The following is a 16,036-nucleotide window of genomic DNA, read 5'->3' as shown; positions in this document are numbered from 1 at the left end:
TTTTATTGATTTAGTGGTAACGAAAGATCCTGATTTTCTTTTAAGTTTTTGATTTGTCTGATGAGCAGTAAAGATACTATCGCGCTTAAGGATAGGTATATTACAGAATAAAGAATGAATGAATAGACGATTCCAGGCATCGGAGTTACTGCTTCTGAGGTCCTCATTATTCCATAAAGAATCCATGGTTGCCTTCCTACCTCAGTCACAAACCAACCTGCTTCTACAGCTATGAAGCCCAAAGGCGTAGCTAAGGCCACTATTGTTAAATACTTTTTAGAGAAAATGTATTTTTTTGATTTCCATAATCCAAACAGCCAAGTGAGTCCTATCAGCATTAATAATGTCCCACAGCCTACCATAATCTGAAACGCAAAGTGGGTTACTGTTACGGGGGGATGTTCTTCTTCAGTGATTTGATCTAGGCCTATTACTTCGGCTTCAAAATCACCATGGGCGAGAAAACTTAATGCTCCAGGGATTTTTATTGCATAATTGACCGTTTTATTTTCTTCATCGGGAATTCCCCCGATAATGAGGTCAGCAGATTCTTCGGTATGAAAATGGGCTTCCATGGCTGCCAATTTTGCAGGCTGTCTTTTTGCTACATCTTTGGCTGAAATATCTCCACTGATAGGTTGCAATATTGCCGCGACGGCTCCAATGGTCAAAGCAATTTTTAATGCACTTTGGTGAATGGCGCTATTTTTTCCTTTTAATAACATCCAGGCATGTATGCCCGCGACAGCAAAGCATGTGGCTACAAAGGCGGCCAAAATCATGTGCAAAGCCTGGCTGAACCAAGCGGCATTGAACATGGCCGCTATTGGATCAATGTTGATGTATTCTCCATTGACAAAATCAAAACCTGCTGGGGAATTCATCCAAGAATTGGCAGCCACTACCAGAATACCGGATGCCAGCCCGCTTGCACCAACAACTACTCCTGTGAACCAGTGGAACCATGGGTTGAATTTATCCCAGCCATAAAGAAAAAATCCCAGAGCAATTGCTTCAATAAAGAATGCGGTACCTTCAAGTGAAAATGGCATCCCAAAAATAGGTCCTGCATGTTTCATGAATTCAGGCCATAGGAGGCCCAATTCAAAAGAAAGCATGGTGCCCGAAACAGCCCCTGTAACAAAGAAAATGGCCACCCCTTTGCTCCAAGCTTTGGTGAGTGTTTTGTATTTGTCTTTTCCGGTTGTGAGGTATTTGTAATGGGAAACAGCCATCAGGAATGGCATGATCATGCCAATACAGGCAAATATGATGTGAAAGCCCAGAGAGAGTGCCATTTGGGATCTGGCGGCCATTAAATCATCCATAACGGAAAGGTTAAAAATTCATAAATCCTTGCTTCAATTTACGGTATTTGAGTCATGAAGTTGGCTAGACTAAATTAATAATTATGAGCTGAAAAAGTGGTTAAAAGATGGTTTTTTAAGAGGCCTAAACTTTTATTGGGTGAGTTGGGCGGTTTTGTGCCTGTTGATTTTACCGGATGTCGTTTCAATGAAATTTTCTATGAAATAAACTTTTTTTGGACAAGCATATTTTTCCAGAACTACTCGCAATTCTTTTTTAAAATTAGCTGCATTCCAATCTGATGGTTCCTGACTTTCGATGATCAATACCACTTGTTCTCCCCATTTACTATGCGGTCCCGATGAAATGAAATATCGGCTATTATTGAAGTGCTTAATGACTTTAGAGGAAATTAATTTTTCTATTTCTTCTGGTTGAATTTTGATTCCTCCAGAGTTGATTGTGAAATCCGATCGGCCTTTCCAAATGAACTCTTGCGGAGATATAATCTTGACGATATCATTGGTGGTTAATGGATGAAGGGCCATTGGAGCTTTGATGACCAATTGATTGTTTTCATTTGTATTGATTTCGACCCCAGGAAGAACACGGTACACAAGTGGAGCGGTTCCAGAAATTTTTGCCAAGGCAATGTGAGAGACAGTTTCAGTCATGCCGTATGTCTGAAAGCTGTTACAAGGAAGCTTAGCGATTTCTTTTTGCAATTCATTCGAAAGGGGAGCTCCACCAATAATCAGGCTATTAATGTTTTTAAGTAGTGGGGTACTTTCAATATCGCTTAAACAGTTTTCTATTTGAGCGGGGACCATTGCTACGAAATCGAACTTTTGATTTTGGGAAAAGCTTTTAAGCGGAAGTCCATTTGGTTCGATAAGATGGATTTTGCTTTTCCATTCCATTGCTCGAACGAGCATCATTTTACCGGCAATCATGGCTGTATTTAGGCAGCAAAGTAGTTTGGAATCAGGAGTTATTTTGAAAAAGTCACCAGTGGCTTTTGCGCTGTTCTCCATTTGGATTCTTTTAATAGAAATGGTTTTAGGCTTACCTGTTGACCCGGAGGTTTGGAGTTTGAATTCTTCTTTACCATTTAACCAATCTTTGCAAAACAAAAGGGACTCCTGAAAATATGGAGGGAATGGGCTCCAATCTCCTTTTTTGATGGTTTCAAAAGTCAATTGATGGTCTTCTATAATGATCATACTTCCAACTAAATTTCCTGCAAATTAAACCATTTTAGGTAGGTTTAAATTCAGAAAGTGAATTTGTGAGGAGTTAAGGCTTTACAAAAATGTCTTGATCCATGATTAATACCGTTGAGGCTATTATCTTGCATAGAAATCAAAATGAATCAAATTATCAGTTAAAATGGATTGGAAAGTAGTCAAGGAATTTGAAGACATTACTTATAAAAAATGTGGGGGAGTGGCAAGGATTGCCTTTAACCGCCCAGAAGTAAGGAATGCTTTTCGCCCCAAAACAACCAGCGAATTGTTTGAAGCTTTTTTGGATGCGAGAGAAGATACATCGATAGGTGTCGTTTTGCTTTCTGCTGAAGGTCCATCACCTAAAGATGGCGTTTATTCTTTCTGCAGCGGAGGTGATCAAAAAGCCCGTGGAGAGCAAGGGTATGTAGGTGATGATGGGATGCACCGATTAAATATACTGGAGGTACAGCGTCTGATCAGGTTTATGCCTAAAGTGGTCATTGCTGTGGTTCCAGGCTGGGCCGTTGGTGGAGGGCATAGTCTTCACGTGGTATGTGATTTGACATTGGCTAGTAAAGAGCATGCCATTTTTAAGCAAACAGATGCAGACGTCACCAGTTTTGACGGTGGATATGGTTCTGCCTATTTGGCTAAGATGGTTGGTCAAAAGCGTGCCAGGGAAATATTTTTCTTAGGTAGAAACTACTCAGCCCAAGAAGCTTATGAAATGGGAATGGTCAATGCTGTGATCCCCCATGAAGAGTTGGAAACTACTGCTTTTGAATGGGCTCAGGAAATTTTGGAAAAATCTCCAACATCCATCAAAATGCTGAAGTTTGCCTTCAATTTAACGGATGACGGCATGGTAGGACAGCAAGTGTTTGCAGGGGAAGCCACCCGCTTGACCTACATGACAGAGGAGGCGAAGGAAGGAAGAAATGCTTTCTTGGAAAAGCGAAAACCTAACTTTAAGGATATTAAGTGGATTCCTTAATATAATTGAATTTCAGACCTGCATACTACCACACGGAATAATGCAGGTCTTTTTTTATATTACCCTAATAACCTAAGTACTATGAAGAAAATTTTATTGGCGGTAGTCATATGGCTTATAGCAATCCATGCAGATGCACAAACTAAAACATCTTTAAAATCATCACCACTTTCTGATGGGACTCCTTCTAGTGTAGGCATGTCTTCAGAACGACTGAATAAAATTGGAGAAATGCTCAGCGATGAAGTAAATTCAGGAAATATACCCGGAGCGGTAGCCTTGATCGCCAAAGATGGAAAAATTGTGTTCCACCAAGCATATGGGATGGCAGATAATACTGCTGGTGTTGAAATGAAGAAAGACGCAATTTTTAGAATTGCTTCCCAAACCAAAGCCATTACTTCCACAGCAGTGATGATCCTATGGGAAGAAGGACTGTTTCAATTGGATGACCCTATTTCAAAGTATATACCTGAGTTCAAAAAACCACAAGTATTAAGCGGATTCAAATATGCAGACACTACTTATAGTACAATCCCTGCGAACAAAGAAATTACTATCAGGCATTTATTGACACATACATCTGGCTTAGGTTATGGAGTAATCGATGGTGATGAAAGGATGAGGATGATCTATACCAAGGCAGGGGTGACTGACCTTTTTACCACAGAAAATATAACGATAGGTGAGAGTGTGAAGAAACTGGCCAAACTGCCATTACATTTTAATCCAGGTGAGCAGTATAGGTATAGTGAAGGCTTGGATGTTTTAGGGTATTTAGTAGAAGTAGTTTCCGGAAAGCCTTTTGATGAGTTTTTAAGGGAAAGAATTTTCGACCCATTGGGAATGGATGATACTTGGTTCTATCTCCCTAAAAATAAGGGGAATAGGTTGGTTACTGTCCAAGAGAAGAAAGAAGGGAAATGGATGCCCTATCCCGTTACTTTTTATGATACCAATTATCCAAAGGTGGGAGCTAGAGCTTTCTTTTCAGGTGGAGCAGGTTTGAGTAGTACAGCCAAGGACTATGCAACTTTTTTACAGATGTATTTGAATGGTGGTCACCTGAACGGCGTAAGAATTTTGAGTAGAACAACTGTAGCATCTATAATGGGAAATCAAACTGGAGACTTATTTGGAGGAGATAATAAATATTATGGTTTGGCTTTTGGTGTGGTGACTGAGAAAGGAGAGGATCACGGAGGAATGGGAAGTGAAGGTACTTTTGATTGGGGAGGATATTTCAATACCCAATATTTTGCCGATCCAAAAGAGCAAGTCATTGGCATTCTGATGAAGCAGACCCAAGGTAGAGTGAATGACCAGACAGGCTGGAAATTCAGGCAGATGGTAGGGGCTGCAGTAGATGATTAAATAAATTTAAACAAATGTCCGTTGCTCATAAGTGAGAATAGGATGTTTGAAAAAAATATTTGATGGAAAAATAAATAATCGTAAATAAGAGTTAATTGATTTGTATTGAGGTGAAATTTCCAATTCCCTCATCAGGGGAATTTAGATGCCAGAAATAGAGATGGTTGTTAAATATAAAGTAGCGGCCGTCACCAAGACCATTTTTAGATGGTGCCCCAGAATAATAGCCAGTGGAAACTGGTGTTAAATTTCGATCACATTTAATGATTTTGAAAAGAGAAGAATTTGAGGCCTGTTGAATTTCTTGAAAACCATTTGGTAGCGAGTTTCCAATGGTTGGATATACCAAAGCTGTCCTATAATAGAATTCTCCATCGAATATCAAGTTCTTGTAATTCCCAGTAAATTCAGTGTTGGTCATGTTTTGAAATGGATATTGAAATATCCCTCGGTTTTCAATATTTACACCTCTAATTCTGAGATCAGCCTTTGAGATTAGATTTCCTTTCAAATCATAGCAATAAATAAAATGGGATTTGCGGAAGTTTAATATTATTTTATCATCAGTGACCAAGAAAGTATGTTTTAAGAAGTTGGAGCTACAACTGTTATTTTGGAATTCTTCAGGGAAATAAATGAAGTGGGTAAAATGTCCTTTATTTAAATTGTAAAAGCCATAAACAGGTGAGATTTGGGTGAAATTAGGAGTGCCAGAGGGAATAAATTTTCGAATTGGGAGTCCAATGATTGTGCCGTCAAAATAAACTGAGTAGGGACTTAGGTTCAAAATGTTGTATTCCCCATTTTCAAAAGAATAGTTTTTTATTCCTTTATTTTTGAGATTAATTAGTTGGAATCCAAATTGGCCAGAAGCTTTTTTAACTAGAAGGCTGTCGTTTAAATAGGTAAATGGGCCAGTAGACTTTATCCCATTTGGGCCTTCAAGATCAAAATAATTAGTGATCCAATGTTGATTGCTGAAATTGTATTGGAAAATTCCCAATGAGTCCAGGTAAAGATAGGAATATAAGAAAGTGTCATCTCCAAAACTCCATGAAGATAATTCATTCATTAACGGTAGATCATGGTAGTTTATGGAAAGACTGTCTTTTAAGGTTATTTTTTGCTCTTCAAGAAAATAGCTTTTCTCTTTAAGACAAGAACAGAGTGAGAAAATAGAGCCTAGATAAATTATTAAAGTGGTTTGTTTAAAAAGTTTTGCCATGACTTTACCAGGATAAATCTTGTGAAATAATTATCTAGCATCTGCGGCAAACAAGTCGTGATGCTAGATTATAGTGATGGTTATATTGCTCCTAGAAAAGCTTCAGCTATTACCGAAATATTAGTTCTGTGGATTGAGTTTACCATATTACAAGCACTTCCTGGGATTTCTATACAAGTTGTTACCAGATACACCACTATTCGTAACCTGCGTGGTATACTCTATTTCATACCACTGGGATTCTACTTTACATTTGGAATCAAAAAAGATTGAGAAGATTAAAATCAATGTAAGTCCTGAAATTAAAGAAATTGACTTTTTCATAATTATTAAATTTAAAAGTTACGTATTGAAAACAGTTATTTTTCTTCTTTAAAAGAGTATGGGGGGTAATACTAAAAACCAACAATTAAAAACTTTTTAATTTTAATATTTAAAATACTGAAATTCAAATATTTATAAATAGAAATGTTTTTTATTTTTTATTTAGCGTTGTTGATAAGCTACTTTTTATCCAAGTAATTACTTCTTGATTTTTTTTGCTGTCAGAAGTTATTTCCAATATCCTTGGTCTAATAGATGGGTGGTAGAAATCTAGCAAGGCTTCATCTAGATCCTCTTTATTGGAAGCAGTTGAATAGTGAAAATTAAAATCTTTGGCCAAATTTTCAGCATTTAGAGATTGTTTGGTTTCAAAGAATTCTTCCAATTCAGGTTGCCTGCTAGGACCGTCAATCAAGCGGAAAATACCTCCAGCGTGGTTGTTCAAAAGAACAACTCTTAGATTGTTGTAAGTGTAATTGTGCCAAAAAGCATTACGATCATAGAAAAATGCCAAATCACCAGTAAACAAAGTAACAAAGTCTTTGGTGGTGAAGGTACAACCTACTGCTGTACTGTTGGAACCATCTATGCCGCTTGTGCCACGGTTACATATGATTTCCTGCTTTCTTGGTCCGAGAAAGTTGACATAACGTACTGCCATGCTATTGGCCAAGTGTATTTTTGAGTGTTCAGGAACCTTGTTCAGAATAGTTTCAATTGCTTTCCATTCTCCAAATTCAGCATTCTCTAGCACTTTTGGTAAGCTATGGCCGATACTTTCATTAGCGACTTTCCATGCTTTAGAAAACTCACTTTCTTTTGCCTCTAAGCTTTCAGACAAGAACTTTAAAAATGAAGTTGACGACGAATGTATTAGCTTGGAAAGGCCTTGATAAGTATCTGGGCTATATCCTCCAGGTTGGATATGCCAGTGTTCGGCACCAGACTTTCTTAAGAATAGTTTTAGGGATTTGGAAATGATGGACTTCCCGAAGCTTATAATTAAGTCAGGGTATAGACCTCCATGACCATAGATAGGTAGAAATTGATCATGGTAATTGATCGTATGTTCAGATTGTAGATTTGAAATTGTATCAGTTACTACTATAGCTTGATGCCTCTGTGCAATTTGATCAATAAATTCCTGACTTTTTCTACAAGGAGTTTGTTGCCCCGGAACAACCAGGATCCGATTAAACCTTTCAAGTGTATTTTTGAGTTTAATTTTCGCTTCCTCTTCTAATGTTATTTCACTTTGGACCTGATCCACAATTGGGACAGGGAGAGCGTAATTAAAAGCTTCATTAGCGTCAGGATAAAATGGTTCCCTCAGGGGAATGTTGATGTGGACAGGACCAGCGGGGAAATTACTAGAATTGTTAATGGCCTCATTGACGATCCTATGGGCATGCCAAATCTTATCATCTGTAGAAAATTCATCAGGGAAAGTGTAACTCGACTTGATATGGTTTCCGTAAATTTTTTCTTGCCGAATCGTTTGTCCATCCCACTGGTCAATCCATTCCGCTGGTCTGTCGGCAGTGATGACAAGTAATGGAATTTGCTGAAAGTAGGCTTCGGCTACAGCAGGAGCATAATTAAGAGCTGCAGTTCCACTGGTACAAACCAAGACAACAGGTTTTTTTAACTGTTGGGCCATACCAAGTGCAATAAATGCAGCAGAACGCTCATCTGAAATAGTCCTACAATGTAATTCTGGATGCCTTGCAAAAGCCAAGGTAATAGGTGCACATCTTGATCCAGGAGACAAGATGATGTTTTTAATTCCTTTGCGTGCGCAAATGGCCGCCAAGTCTACGATCGGTTGGATTATCAAGGTTTTGTTATTGAATGAATTTTCCGATTATATCACACTTCATGGAAGTTTCCTCCCATTCCTTTTCAGGAATGGAGTCTTCGGTAACTCCTGCGCCAGCATATAGGATGACTTCGTTGTTTACGAATTGAGTTGTCCTCAGGTTGACATAAATAGCAGTTTGGTTTTCGATGTTGACTGGGCCGATAAATCCGGAAAAAAAAGACCGGTCGAATTTCTCATTTTCAATGATAAACTCCATGGCTTTTTCTTTTGGAGATCCACAAACTGCGGAAGTAGGGTGTAAAAGTTTTAACATGACCGATCCCAATTGAGGGAAATTGGTAGCTTCCATATCGACCCTGAAGTCTGATCTTAAGTGAAGAAGATTTCCTGCCAAGACTGTCTTTGGGCCATTTTCCTCATATTCCCTAAGTCTTATTTTTTTGAAGTTGTTGACAATATATCGACTAACTAATGCTTGTTCTTCTATTTCTTTTTGGGTCCATGCAGCATTTTTAATAGGGTTGTCTCCCGAGGCTTTTTGTGTGCCTGCCAGTGCCATGGTATAGAAATATTGCCCTTCTGTTTTGATCAATACTTCAGGAGTGGCACCAAGCCAAGTGCCTACACTGGGGATATGGAAAAAATTGACAAAGGCATTTGGATAGTTTTTACAAAGTTCCAAGAAGGTTTTGGTAAGGTCAAATCCTTCTTTTAACTGCAATTTTTTCATTCTTGCCGGGACTACTTTTGCAATTTCTCCTTCATTAATTGATTGTATTCCTTTATGGACGATTTCGATAAAGTCTTCTTTGGTAGTAGGATTACATGACTCCCCAGTTGTTTGAGTGCAGAGTTGCTTGAGGTGGTTTCTTATCTGTTTTTTAGTTTGTGTTTGATCTAACTGAACAGATTTGAACTTTTCTGTAATATCTGGTATTTCAGGCAAATCTATATTAATTTTAAAATAGTCCGAAGCTTCCAAGAAAAATGCCTTTTGATCCTCTTGATCTCCAAATGGGTGTGCAATGAAACCTTGGGGAAGTGTGTCCAGTTCAAGTTCAACGCGTTTGATTTTATCAGTCTTATCAAGGATAAGTTGGATTTCATTGTTTTTTGGTGATTTCCAAACTGCGATTTGGTGCCCGCCTATTAAGGCATGATGTAGTAGGCAATCTATAGTTTTCTCTTGGGTAGTTAGAGAAGTTTTTACGGTTGATATACTCATCTTTGTTTTTTATCGAGGACAGCAATGGTGATCCTGCTCACACACGTCAATTCTTTGGTTTCAGAGAAAATTTTAATTTCCCAAATTTGGGTTTTTCCTCCAATGTGAAGAGGTTTGGCAATACCTTCTACTAAACCTGACCGGACAGATTTGATATGGTTGGCATTGATTTCCAGTCCCACGCAATATTGCTTGTCCGTGTCAATGCAACAGGTAGCTGCCACACTTCCTAATGTTTCCGCCAAGACTAAGTTGGCTCCTCCATGTAACAAGCCTAGGGGTTGTTTTGTTCGATGATCCACTGGCATGGTTGCCGTTATATAGTCCTCACCTATTTCGGTAAAGCGGATGCCAAGATGTTCGCCCATATTACCTTTGCCCAACTTGTTCAGTAAATCAACGTGGAGGTTTTTGTTAAATATCATGAATTTTGGAATAAAAAACGTTTTCTTTGAAAATCGTTAACAAAAATACAGAATCTTGGGTACTAAAAAAATCTACATTGTTCGGCATGGGCAAACAGATTATAACTTAAAGGGAGTAGTGCAAGGCAGTGGAATTGACGCCCCAATTAATGAGACTGGAATCAAGCAAGCAGCGGCCTTTTTTGAAAGCCACAAGCATATTAAGTTCGATAGAGTATATTATACCGGTTTACAAAGAACGAAGCAATCCATAGCTTCATTTTTAAAAAATGGGACGCCACATGAAGCGGTTCCTGACTTCAATGAAATCAGTTGGGGTAAATATGAAGGAGTGCCTATGAGTAAAGATGAGCACACTTATTACCAAAGCATGTTGAGCAAATGGTCAGAAGGGGAATTGGATTATGCCATCGAAGGAGGTGAGTCTCCAAATATGGTGTATAATAGATTGAAAAAAGGGCTTGACTATGTGATGTCAAAAGGGGGGGAGACCGTGCTAATTTGTATGCATGGGAGAGCCATGCGTGTAATGTTGAGCCTGATGCTAGAGTATGACCTGCGTTTTATGGATATATTTGATCATCATAATTTGGGGTACTACGAACTGACAGTGAAGGATGATGGTAAGTTTATACTTGATCGCTACAACTATGTGAAGCATTTAAAAGCTAAAGGATTGATTGGATAGACTTGGCCTTTTTCTTGTCAATTTTTTCGTAGAAAGCACTAAGAAGCTCTTCATAGTTTTCCTTACATTCGCTCAAGTCAATTATTCTAAATGCAACTTCTTGTAGAGGTTTCCAAGTTGATCTGTTGACTTGAACCATTGTTTGGCCAAATTGGCACTTATCAATGTCACATTCAGATACCTTGATAAAGAGTACAGCATCTGAATTTCCAGTGTAAGTTTTGGTGCTAAACTTATCTTCGAAGTTCGTTTCAATATACTTTGTACTTGAATCCAGCTGTTTTAACTCATTTTTGCTAAAGATGACCACGAAGGTTTTTTCTTCCGAATTATTGCAAAAAGCGGAAGATACTATTAGGGTGAATAGCGTCAGTATTATAAATTGCTTCATATAGAAATATAAAAAAATAATAACGACTTAGCAAGAACATTTGGTTTTATCAAGGAGAAAAAACAATTCATTTAAAATGAATTCGTCATCTCAATGAAAAGAAGAAAGGCTGCCCATTTGGACAGCCTTAATATTATTTGCTTTTTGTAGCTCTAGTACTTCTTTTTTTCTTTGGAAGTGTTTCATCCTCAATTTCGTCAGCAACGTCTGCTAAAATTCTTCCGCAGTGCTCACAAACTATGATTTTTTTCTTCTCACGAATATCGGCTTGTCTTTGCGGAGGGACGATATTAAAACATCCACCACAAGCACCTCTTTTTACTTCCACAACAGCCAAACCATTTTTGGCATTGTTTCTTATTTTTTTGTAAGACTTAAGAATACGCTCTTCGATTTTCTTAGTAGCTTTTTCCCTTTCAGTCTTCAGCTTATTTTCTTCAGCTTCACTTTCTGCTACAATAGTGTCAAGCTCATCTTTTTTAGTGTCAAGATCTTTCTTACGATCTTTCAAGGTCTCATCAAGTTCAGCAAGATCTTTTTTCTTGCCTTCAATTCGTACTTCGGCTTCACCAATTTTTTTTCTGGAAACTTGGATCTCCAAATCTTGCAATTCCAACTCTTTGGTAATGGCGTCATATTCACGGTTGTTTCTGACGTTCATTTGTTGGTCTTGGTATTTTTTGATCAGCTTCTCAGATTCCTTGATAGCTTCTTTGTGTTTCTTGATTTCGTCCTCAAGGGCCAAGATGTCATTGTTGAATTTCTCTAACCTCGTCTCGTAACCAGCTATCTCGTCTTCTAAGTCTTGAACTTCTTCAGGAAGGGCTCCTCTTATTTTAAAAATAGCGTCTAAACGGGAATCTATTTTTTGAAGATTATAGATGGCATCAAGTTTCTGTGCAACTGTACTTTCCATGTACTATATGTAAGTTATGGGATTCGTAATGACTTTTGTCAAATAGAGTGCAATATTACTAAAATTTTGTGACAATAACTCTAATAATAAATCTTTTGTATAAATTTCACTTTCGTAATGACCGATGTCGGATATAACTAATTGATTTTCAGAGTCAAAGAATTCATGGTATTTTATATCTGATGTGATGAATATATCCGCCTTAGCTCTTTTGGCTGCCCCAAGTAGGAATATACCTGCACCACCACAAACTGCCACTTTTTTTATTGGCTTATTTCTTAGTGAGGTGTGCTTGATTACCGAAAGGTTCATGGATTCTTTAAGATGGAGCAGAAAGGATTTTTCATCCATTTCCTCTGTAAGCTCACCTACCATACCTGAGCCCACTTCCTGGTTTTCGTTTTCAATGGGCTGTAGATAATAAGCCACTTCCTCATAAGGGTGGGTTTCTTTGAGTGCTTTTAAGATGTTGCCCTGTAAATAGGAGGGGAAGATTGCCTCTATTCTGTTTTCTTTAACTTTAGAAATAGTACCCTTTTCTCCAATAGTAGGATTTGATTGATTTGATGGGAGAAAGGATCCTATGCCTTCTACACTGAAGCTGCAATTGCTATATTCGCCAATGTCACCAGCTCCGGCATTGTAAAGTCCTTGAAGTACTTTGTCTGTTTCTTCTATTGGAATAAAAGTGGTTAGCTTGGTGAGCAAGCCTTTTTTGGGGGCTAGAATCTTTGTGTTAGTAAGTCCTATCTTGTCACAAATTCTTTTATTGACTCCTGTGTGGATGTTGTCCAGGTTGGTGTGAATGGCAAAGATGGCAATGTCATTTTTGATGGCTTTAATTACGGTTCTTTCTACATAGTTTTTTCCAGTAAGACTTTTGAGCCCTTTGAAGACAATAGGATGGTGCGCTACGATCATGTTGCAACCTAGATCGACCGCTTCCTGTACGACTTCTTCAGTTACATCCAATGTACACAAAATGCCTTTTACCTTATCATCAGGGTTTCCGGTGATCAGTTGTGCATTATCATAAGATTCTTGATAAGCGGGAGGGGCAATGCTTTCAAGGTAAGATACTACTTCTCTAATCAAATTAACCATATATTTGTATTTACCGTTTGATTCAAAAGTATAAAAAAATAAGGAATGCGGCCCTATCAGTTTTTTCTATATCCATTTTCAGTTTTATATGATGGCCTCACCAGCTTGAGGAACAGAATGTTTGATAGGGGAGTGAAAAAAAGCGTGGTTTTTGAAACACCTACAATTGTCGTGGGTAACCTTTCTATGGGTGGGACTGGGAAAACTCCCATGGTAGAATTTCTGATAGAAGCCTTCAAAGATAATTATGAGGTGGCTACTCTAAGTCGTGGCTATGGACGGAAAACCCAAGGGTATCTCCTTGCAAAGGCCAGTATAAAACCAGAGGAATTGGGCGATGAGCCTTTTCAGATATACGCTAAATATGGAAAAGAAATAACTGTAGCAGTCGGGGAACAAAGAATTTTGGCCATTCCTCAGATTATAGCTGATAGGCCAGCAACAGAATTGATTTTGTTGGATGATGCTTTTCAACATAGGTATGTTAAAGGTGATTTTAATCTGTTGTTGACTACTTTTCAGCGTCCATTTTTTACTGATCATGTGGTTCCGATGGGGACTTTGCGGGAAAGTCGCGAAGGAGCTCAAAGGGCTAACGCAGTTGTAGTCACAAAATGTCCGGATAATTTAAGTGAAGCGGTGAGAAAGCAATATGAAAAGGAAGCCCAGTTTTACACTAAGAAAAAATGTCCTGTTTTTTTTGCAGGCTTGGAATATGGGAAACCATATAATATTCAGTCGGGCAAAGTAGCTGGATTAGAACATGTGGTTCTTTTAAGTGGAATAGCAAATAGCAAACTGCTGATAGAGAAAGTGGAGAGCAAATACAACCTTTTAGAAACCCTAGAGTATAGTGATCATCATCATTATTCAGAGAAAGATGTTTTACATATTTTGGAGAGATTGAAGACACATAAAGATAAAACCCCAGTTTTACTTACGACTGAAAAAGATGCTGTAAAACTTAAAGCCGATAAATTTCTTAGATATTTGCAAGAAATTCCGATTTTTGCGTTACCTGTTCAGGTAAAAATGGAAGAGAAACAAAAGAATGCCCTATTGGAACTTACGTCAAAAGCCATCAGAAATAAAGGTTACCAAAGTGAAGTTTAAGCACCTATTTATTACAATTTTAGCACTACTGGCTTTTGGTCAAAAAACTTTTTCTCAAACTGAACCAAATAGAAATCCAGGACAGGGAGAAGGAGAGCAAACCAAAAGGGGCTTGATCGATGATTCTACCAAAATGGTGTATGGTCCAAAGACTTCTTTGTATTTCCTTCAAAAAAGCCTACGATACAATAAACCGGAAAAGACCCCGCTGGATACTGGACTTACTGATTTTCATAATTTTGAGCCTGTTTTCAAGAGTGGCAATAAATATCAGGATTTAGGGAATTTAGGCAGTGCTGCCAAGCCTGTTTATTATCAGCTTCCTGCTCAAATTGGAGCTACTTCAGGTTTTAATGTTTATGATTTGTACTATCATTCCCCAGATAGCTTGAGGTATTTTGACACCAAGTCACCCTACACCAAGTTGGAAGCTTTTTATGGCGGTGGTAACAGGAATATCCTTAATGTCGCTTTTGCTAGGAATATCAATCCTAGGTGGAATATAGGATTTAATTATAATACCATTAGGGCCAGAAAAACACTCAACCCTAATGCCAGGGATGATAATATGGTGGAACAAAATACATATTCCATCCATACAAATTATCGTTCTGAAAACGAAAAGTATTTCCTGTTGGCTAATTTTTCTAGAATGCATCATGCCGTCTTCGAGCAGGGAGGGATCATTCCATTAGAAGTGGATAGCACCTCTCTTCAATTTACTTACGAGGATGCCAAGGTGTGGCTGAGCAATAGCCGTGCAACGGATTTGAGGCAGGATTATCATTTGTATCATCAATATGAAATCTTAAAAGGTTGGCAGATATATCATGTTTTTGATAAAAAAAAGCAATCAGTTTCTTTTTGGTCTGATTTGACTACCAGCGATTCAGCTTTTTTTAATCAGTACAATAACAACAGGTTTATCAATCAAGATACCACCGCCAATTATCACCATTTTTCAGAAGTAAGGAACGAAGCTGGGTTTAAGGGGGATTTTGGGCCGGTTTATTATAATGCGTATGTGAAATTTAGGACAGGGCGAATGACCAGTCCCAATTTTGAGGCCGATAACCGTTTTAATGAGGTGTACGTCGGTGGGGCCTTAAGGGGGGAGATTAATGAGAATTGGTCTTTTGAGGCAGATGGGGAATATCTTGTTCCGAATGGTTATAGAATAAACGGATATTTTATTTCTCCATTTTTAGATTTGAGTTACACCAAAGCTTCGTACAAGCCTACTTTGATGCAAGAAATGTATCGAGGTAACCACTACCAATGGACCAATAATTTTTCGAACATTGGAGTGGATCAGATCAAGGGAGAAGTTAAGCTGGATTTTGCTAATATTTCAATCAGGCCTTCTTTGACATTGAACAGGGTGAATAATTATGTTTATTTTAACGAAAATCAGATAGCAGAGCAAGTCAACGGAGAAGCGTTTATGGTGACTCCAGGAGTGAGCGCAGATTTTACTTTTTGGAAAAAACTAAGGTGGCAGAGTGAAGTGATTCACACAACAATTACAGGTGATGCTGAAGACAAATTTAGAATTCCGGAATTGTATGTCAGAAGTAGGTTGTTTTTTGATGGACCTATGTTTGATGAACACCTGTTTATTCAGTTTGGCGTAGAAGGCAGGTATAAAAGCGATTATTATGCTGAAGCTTATATGCCGGCTACCCAGCAGTTTTATTTGCAGAACGACTTTAATGTTTATGCTTATCCTGTTTTGGATGCATTCATTAACTTAAGAATTAACAGGACAAGAGTTTTGTTCCGATATAATCATTTGAATAGTGGTTTTATGTCCGAGCCGGGGTATTATGTAACCCCAGAATACACAGGGTTGAAGGGGATGCTTGATTTAGGAATTAGTTGGTATTTCTTTGATTAGT

Annotated in this window: 14 protein-coding genes; 5 read left to right on the top strand and 9 right to left on the bottom strand. The window is 38.1% G+C overall.

From position 1 onward, the window contains the following. Positions 1 to 2: 2 nt before the first annotated feature. The gene (locus IFO69_RS02465) at positions 3 to 1,328 is read right to left on the bottom strand and encodes a cytochrome ubiquinol oxidase subunit I (RefSeq protein ID WP_192007729.1); all 1,326 of its coding nucleotides are present in this window, start codon (positions 1,326 to 1,328) and stop codon (positions 3 to 5) included. Positions 1,329 to 1,460: 132 nt separating this feature from the next. Beyond that, positions 1,461 to 2,531: an AMP-binding protein gene (locus IFO69_RS02460; RefSeq protein WP_192007726.1), complete on the bottom strand. Its 1,071-nt coding sequence runs from the start codon at positions 2,529 to 2,531 to the stop codon at positions 1,461 to 1,463. A 166-nt stretch (positions 2,532 to 2,697) separates the two neighbouring features. Between IFO69_RS02460 and IFO69_RS02455 the strand changes: the two genes are divergently transcribed. After that, positions 2,698 to 3,531: a 1,4-dihydroxy-2-naphthoyl-CoA synthase gene (locus tag IFO69_RS02455; RefSeq protein WP_192007723.1), complete on the top strand. Its 834-nt coding sequence runs from the start codon at positions 2,698 to 2,700 to the stop codon at positions 3,529 to 3,531. Between the two features lie 81 nt (positions 3,532 to 3,612). Continuing rightward, entirely contained in the window at positions 3,613 to 4,905 is a 1,293-nt protein-coding gene (locus IFO69_RS02450) for a serine hydrolase domain-containing protein (protein ID WP_192007719.1), read from the top strand. A 91-nt stretch (positions 4,906 to 4,996) separates the two neighbouring features. On the opposite strand, the gene IFO69_RS02445 is transcribed toward IFO69_RS02450, so the two are convergent. From IFO69_RS02445 to IFO69_RS02430, 4 genes are all read right to left on the bottom strand, one after another. Then, a complete protein-coding gene (locus IFO69_RS02445; RefSeq protein WP_394354454.1) occupies positions 4,997 to 5,977 on the bottom strand; it encodes a hypothetical protein in 981 nt (326 codons plus the stop codon). Positions 5,978 to 6,605: 628 nt separating this feature from the next. After that, on the bottom strand, positions 6,606 to 8,291 hold the full coding sequence (gene menD / locus IFO69_RS02440; RefSeq protein WP_192007713.1) for a 2-succinyl-5-enolpyruvyl-6-hydroxy-3-cyclohexene-1-carboxylic-acid synthase: 1,686 nt from the start codon (positions 8,289 to 8,291) through the stop codon (positions 6,606 to 6,608). 7 nt (positions 8,292 to 8,298) lie between these two features. Further along, on the bottom strand, positions 8,299 to 9,501 hold the full coding sequence (locus IFO69_RS02435; RefSeq protein ID WP_192007710.1) for a chorismate-binding protein: 1,203 nt from the start codon (positions 9,499 to 9,501) through the stop codon (positions 8,299 to 8,301). Next, on the bottom strand, positions 9,498 to 9,926 hold the full coding sequence (locus tag IFO69_RS02430) for a hotdog fold thioesterase (protein WP_192007707.1): 429 nt from the start codon (positions 9,924 to 9,926) through the stop codon (positions 9,498 to 9,500). Before IFO69_RS02430 ends, IFO69_RS02435 begins: the two co-directional genes overlap by 4 nt. A 55-nt stretch (positions 9,927 to 9,981) precedes the next feature. On the opposite strand from IFO69_RS02430, the gene IFO69_RS02425 reads away from it, so the two are divergent. Continuing rightward, complete coding sequence (locus tag IFO69_RS02425; protein WP_192007703.1) at positions 9,982 to 10,614, top strand: histidine phosphatase family protein; 633 nt, start codon at positions 9,982 to 9,984, stop codon at positions 10,612 to 10,614. Here IFO69_RS02425 and IFO69_RS02420 read toward each other — a convergent pair. The 3 genes from IFO69_RS02420 to IFO69_RS02410 form a co-directional block, all read right to left on the bottom strand. After that, positions 10,595 to 11,005, bottom strand: coding sequence for a hypothetical protein (locus IFO69_RS02420; RefSeq protein ID WP_192007701.1), 411 nt, complete (start codon positions 11,003 to 11,005; stop codon positions 10,595 to 10,597). The genes IFO69_RS02425 and IFO69_RS02420 overlap by 20 nt on opposite strands. 133 nt (positions 11,006 to 11,138) lie before the next feature. Continuing rightward, positions 11,139 to 11,921, bottom strand: coding sequence for a zinc ribbon domain-containing protein (locus IFO69_RS02415; RefSeq protein WP_192007698.1), 783 nt, complete (start codon positions 11,919 to 11,921; stop codon positions 11,139 to 11,141). 3 nt (positions 11,922 to 11,924) lie between these two features. Further along, complete coding sequence (locus IFO69_RS02410; protein ID WP_192007695.1) at positions 11,925 to 13,025, bottom strand: Nif3-like dinuclear metal center hexameric protein; 1,101 nt, start codon at positions 13,023 to 13,025, stop codon at positions 11,925 to 11,927. A 45-nt stretch (positions 13,026 to 13,070) separates the two neighbouring features. Here IFO69_RS02410 and lpxK point away from each other — a divergent pair, with 45 nt between their 5' ends. Continuing rightward, positions 13,071 to 14,138 (top strand): tetraacyldisaccharide 4'-kinase, encoded by a 1,068-nt coding sequence (gene lpxK, locus IFO69_RS02405; RefSeq protein WP_192007690.1) that lies wholly within the window; start codon positions 13,071 to 13,073, stop codon positions 14,136 to 14,138. Then, positions 14,128 to 16,035 (top strand): putative porin, encoded by a 1,908-nt coding sequence (locus IFO69_RS02400; protein ID WP_317173409.1) that lies wholly within the window; start codon positions 14,128 to 14,130, stop codon positions 16,033 to 16,035. The genes lpxK and IFO69_RS02400 overlap by 11 nt, the downstream gene beginning before the upstream one ends. Position 16,036: the final 1 nt, after the last annotated feature.

This window comes from Echinicola arenosa (genome assembly GCF_014841125.1).
GTDB classification, from domain to species: domain Bacteria; phylum Bacteroidota; class Bacteroidia; order Cytophagales; family Cyclobacteriaceae; genus Echinicola; species Echinicola arenosa.
This window is presented reverse-complemented; position numbering and strand designations above follow the sequence as displayed.

Coding starts and splice junctions, on each gene's coding strand:
- IFO69_RS02465 (WP_192007729.1), bottom strand. CDS start 1,328: ATGGATGATTTAATGGCCGCCAGATCCCAAATGGCACTCTCTCTGGGC.
- IFO69_RS02460 (WP_192007726.1), bottom strand. CDS start 2,531: ATGATCATTATAGAAGACCATCAATTGACTTTTGAAACCATCAAAAAA.
- IFO69_RS02455 (WP_192007723.1), top strand. CDS start 2,698: ATGGATTGGAAAGTAGTCAAGGAATTTGAAGACATTACTTATAAAAAA.
- IFO69_RS02450 (WP_192007719.1), top strand. CDS start 3,613: ATGAAGAAAATTTTATTGGCGGTAGTCATATGGCTTATAGCAATCCAT.
- IFO69_RS02445 (WP_394354454.1), bottom strand. CDS start 5,977: ATGAATGAATTATCTTCATGGAGTTTTGGAGATGACACTTTCTTATAT.
- IFO69_RS02435 (WP_192007710.1), bottom strand. CDS start 9,501: ATGAGTATATCAACCGTAAAAACTTCTCTAACTACCCAAGAGAAAACT.
- IFO69_RS02430 (WP_192007707.1), bottom strand. CDS start 9,926: ATGATATTTAACAAAAACCTCCACGTTGATTTACTGAACAAGTTGGGC.
- IFO69_RS02420 (WP_192007701.1), bottom strand. CDS start 11,005: ATGAAGCAATTTATAATACTGACGCTATTCACCCTAATAGTATCTTCC.
- IFO69_RS02415 (WP_192007698.1), bottom strand. CDS start 11,921: ATGGAAAGTACAGTTGCACAGAAACTTGATGCCATCTATAATCTTCAA.
- IFO69_RS02410 (WP_192007695.1), bottom strand. CDS start 13,025: ATGGTTAATTTGATTAGAGAAGTAGTATCTTACCTTGAAAGCATTGCC.
- lpxK (WP_192007690.1), top strand. CDS start 13,071: ATGCGGCCCTATCAGTTTTTTCTATATCCATTTTCAGTTTTATATGAT.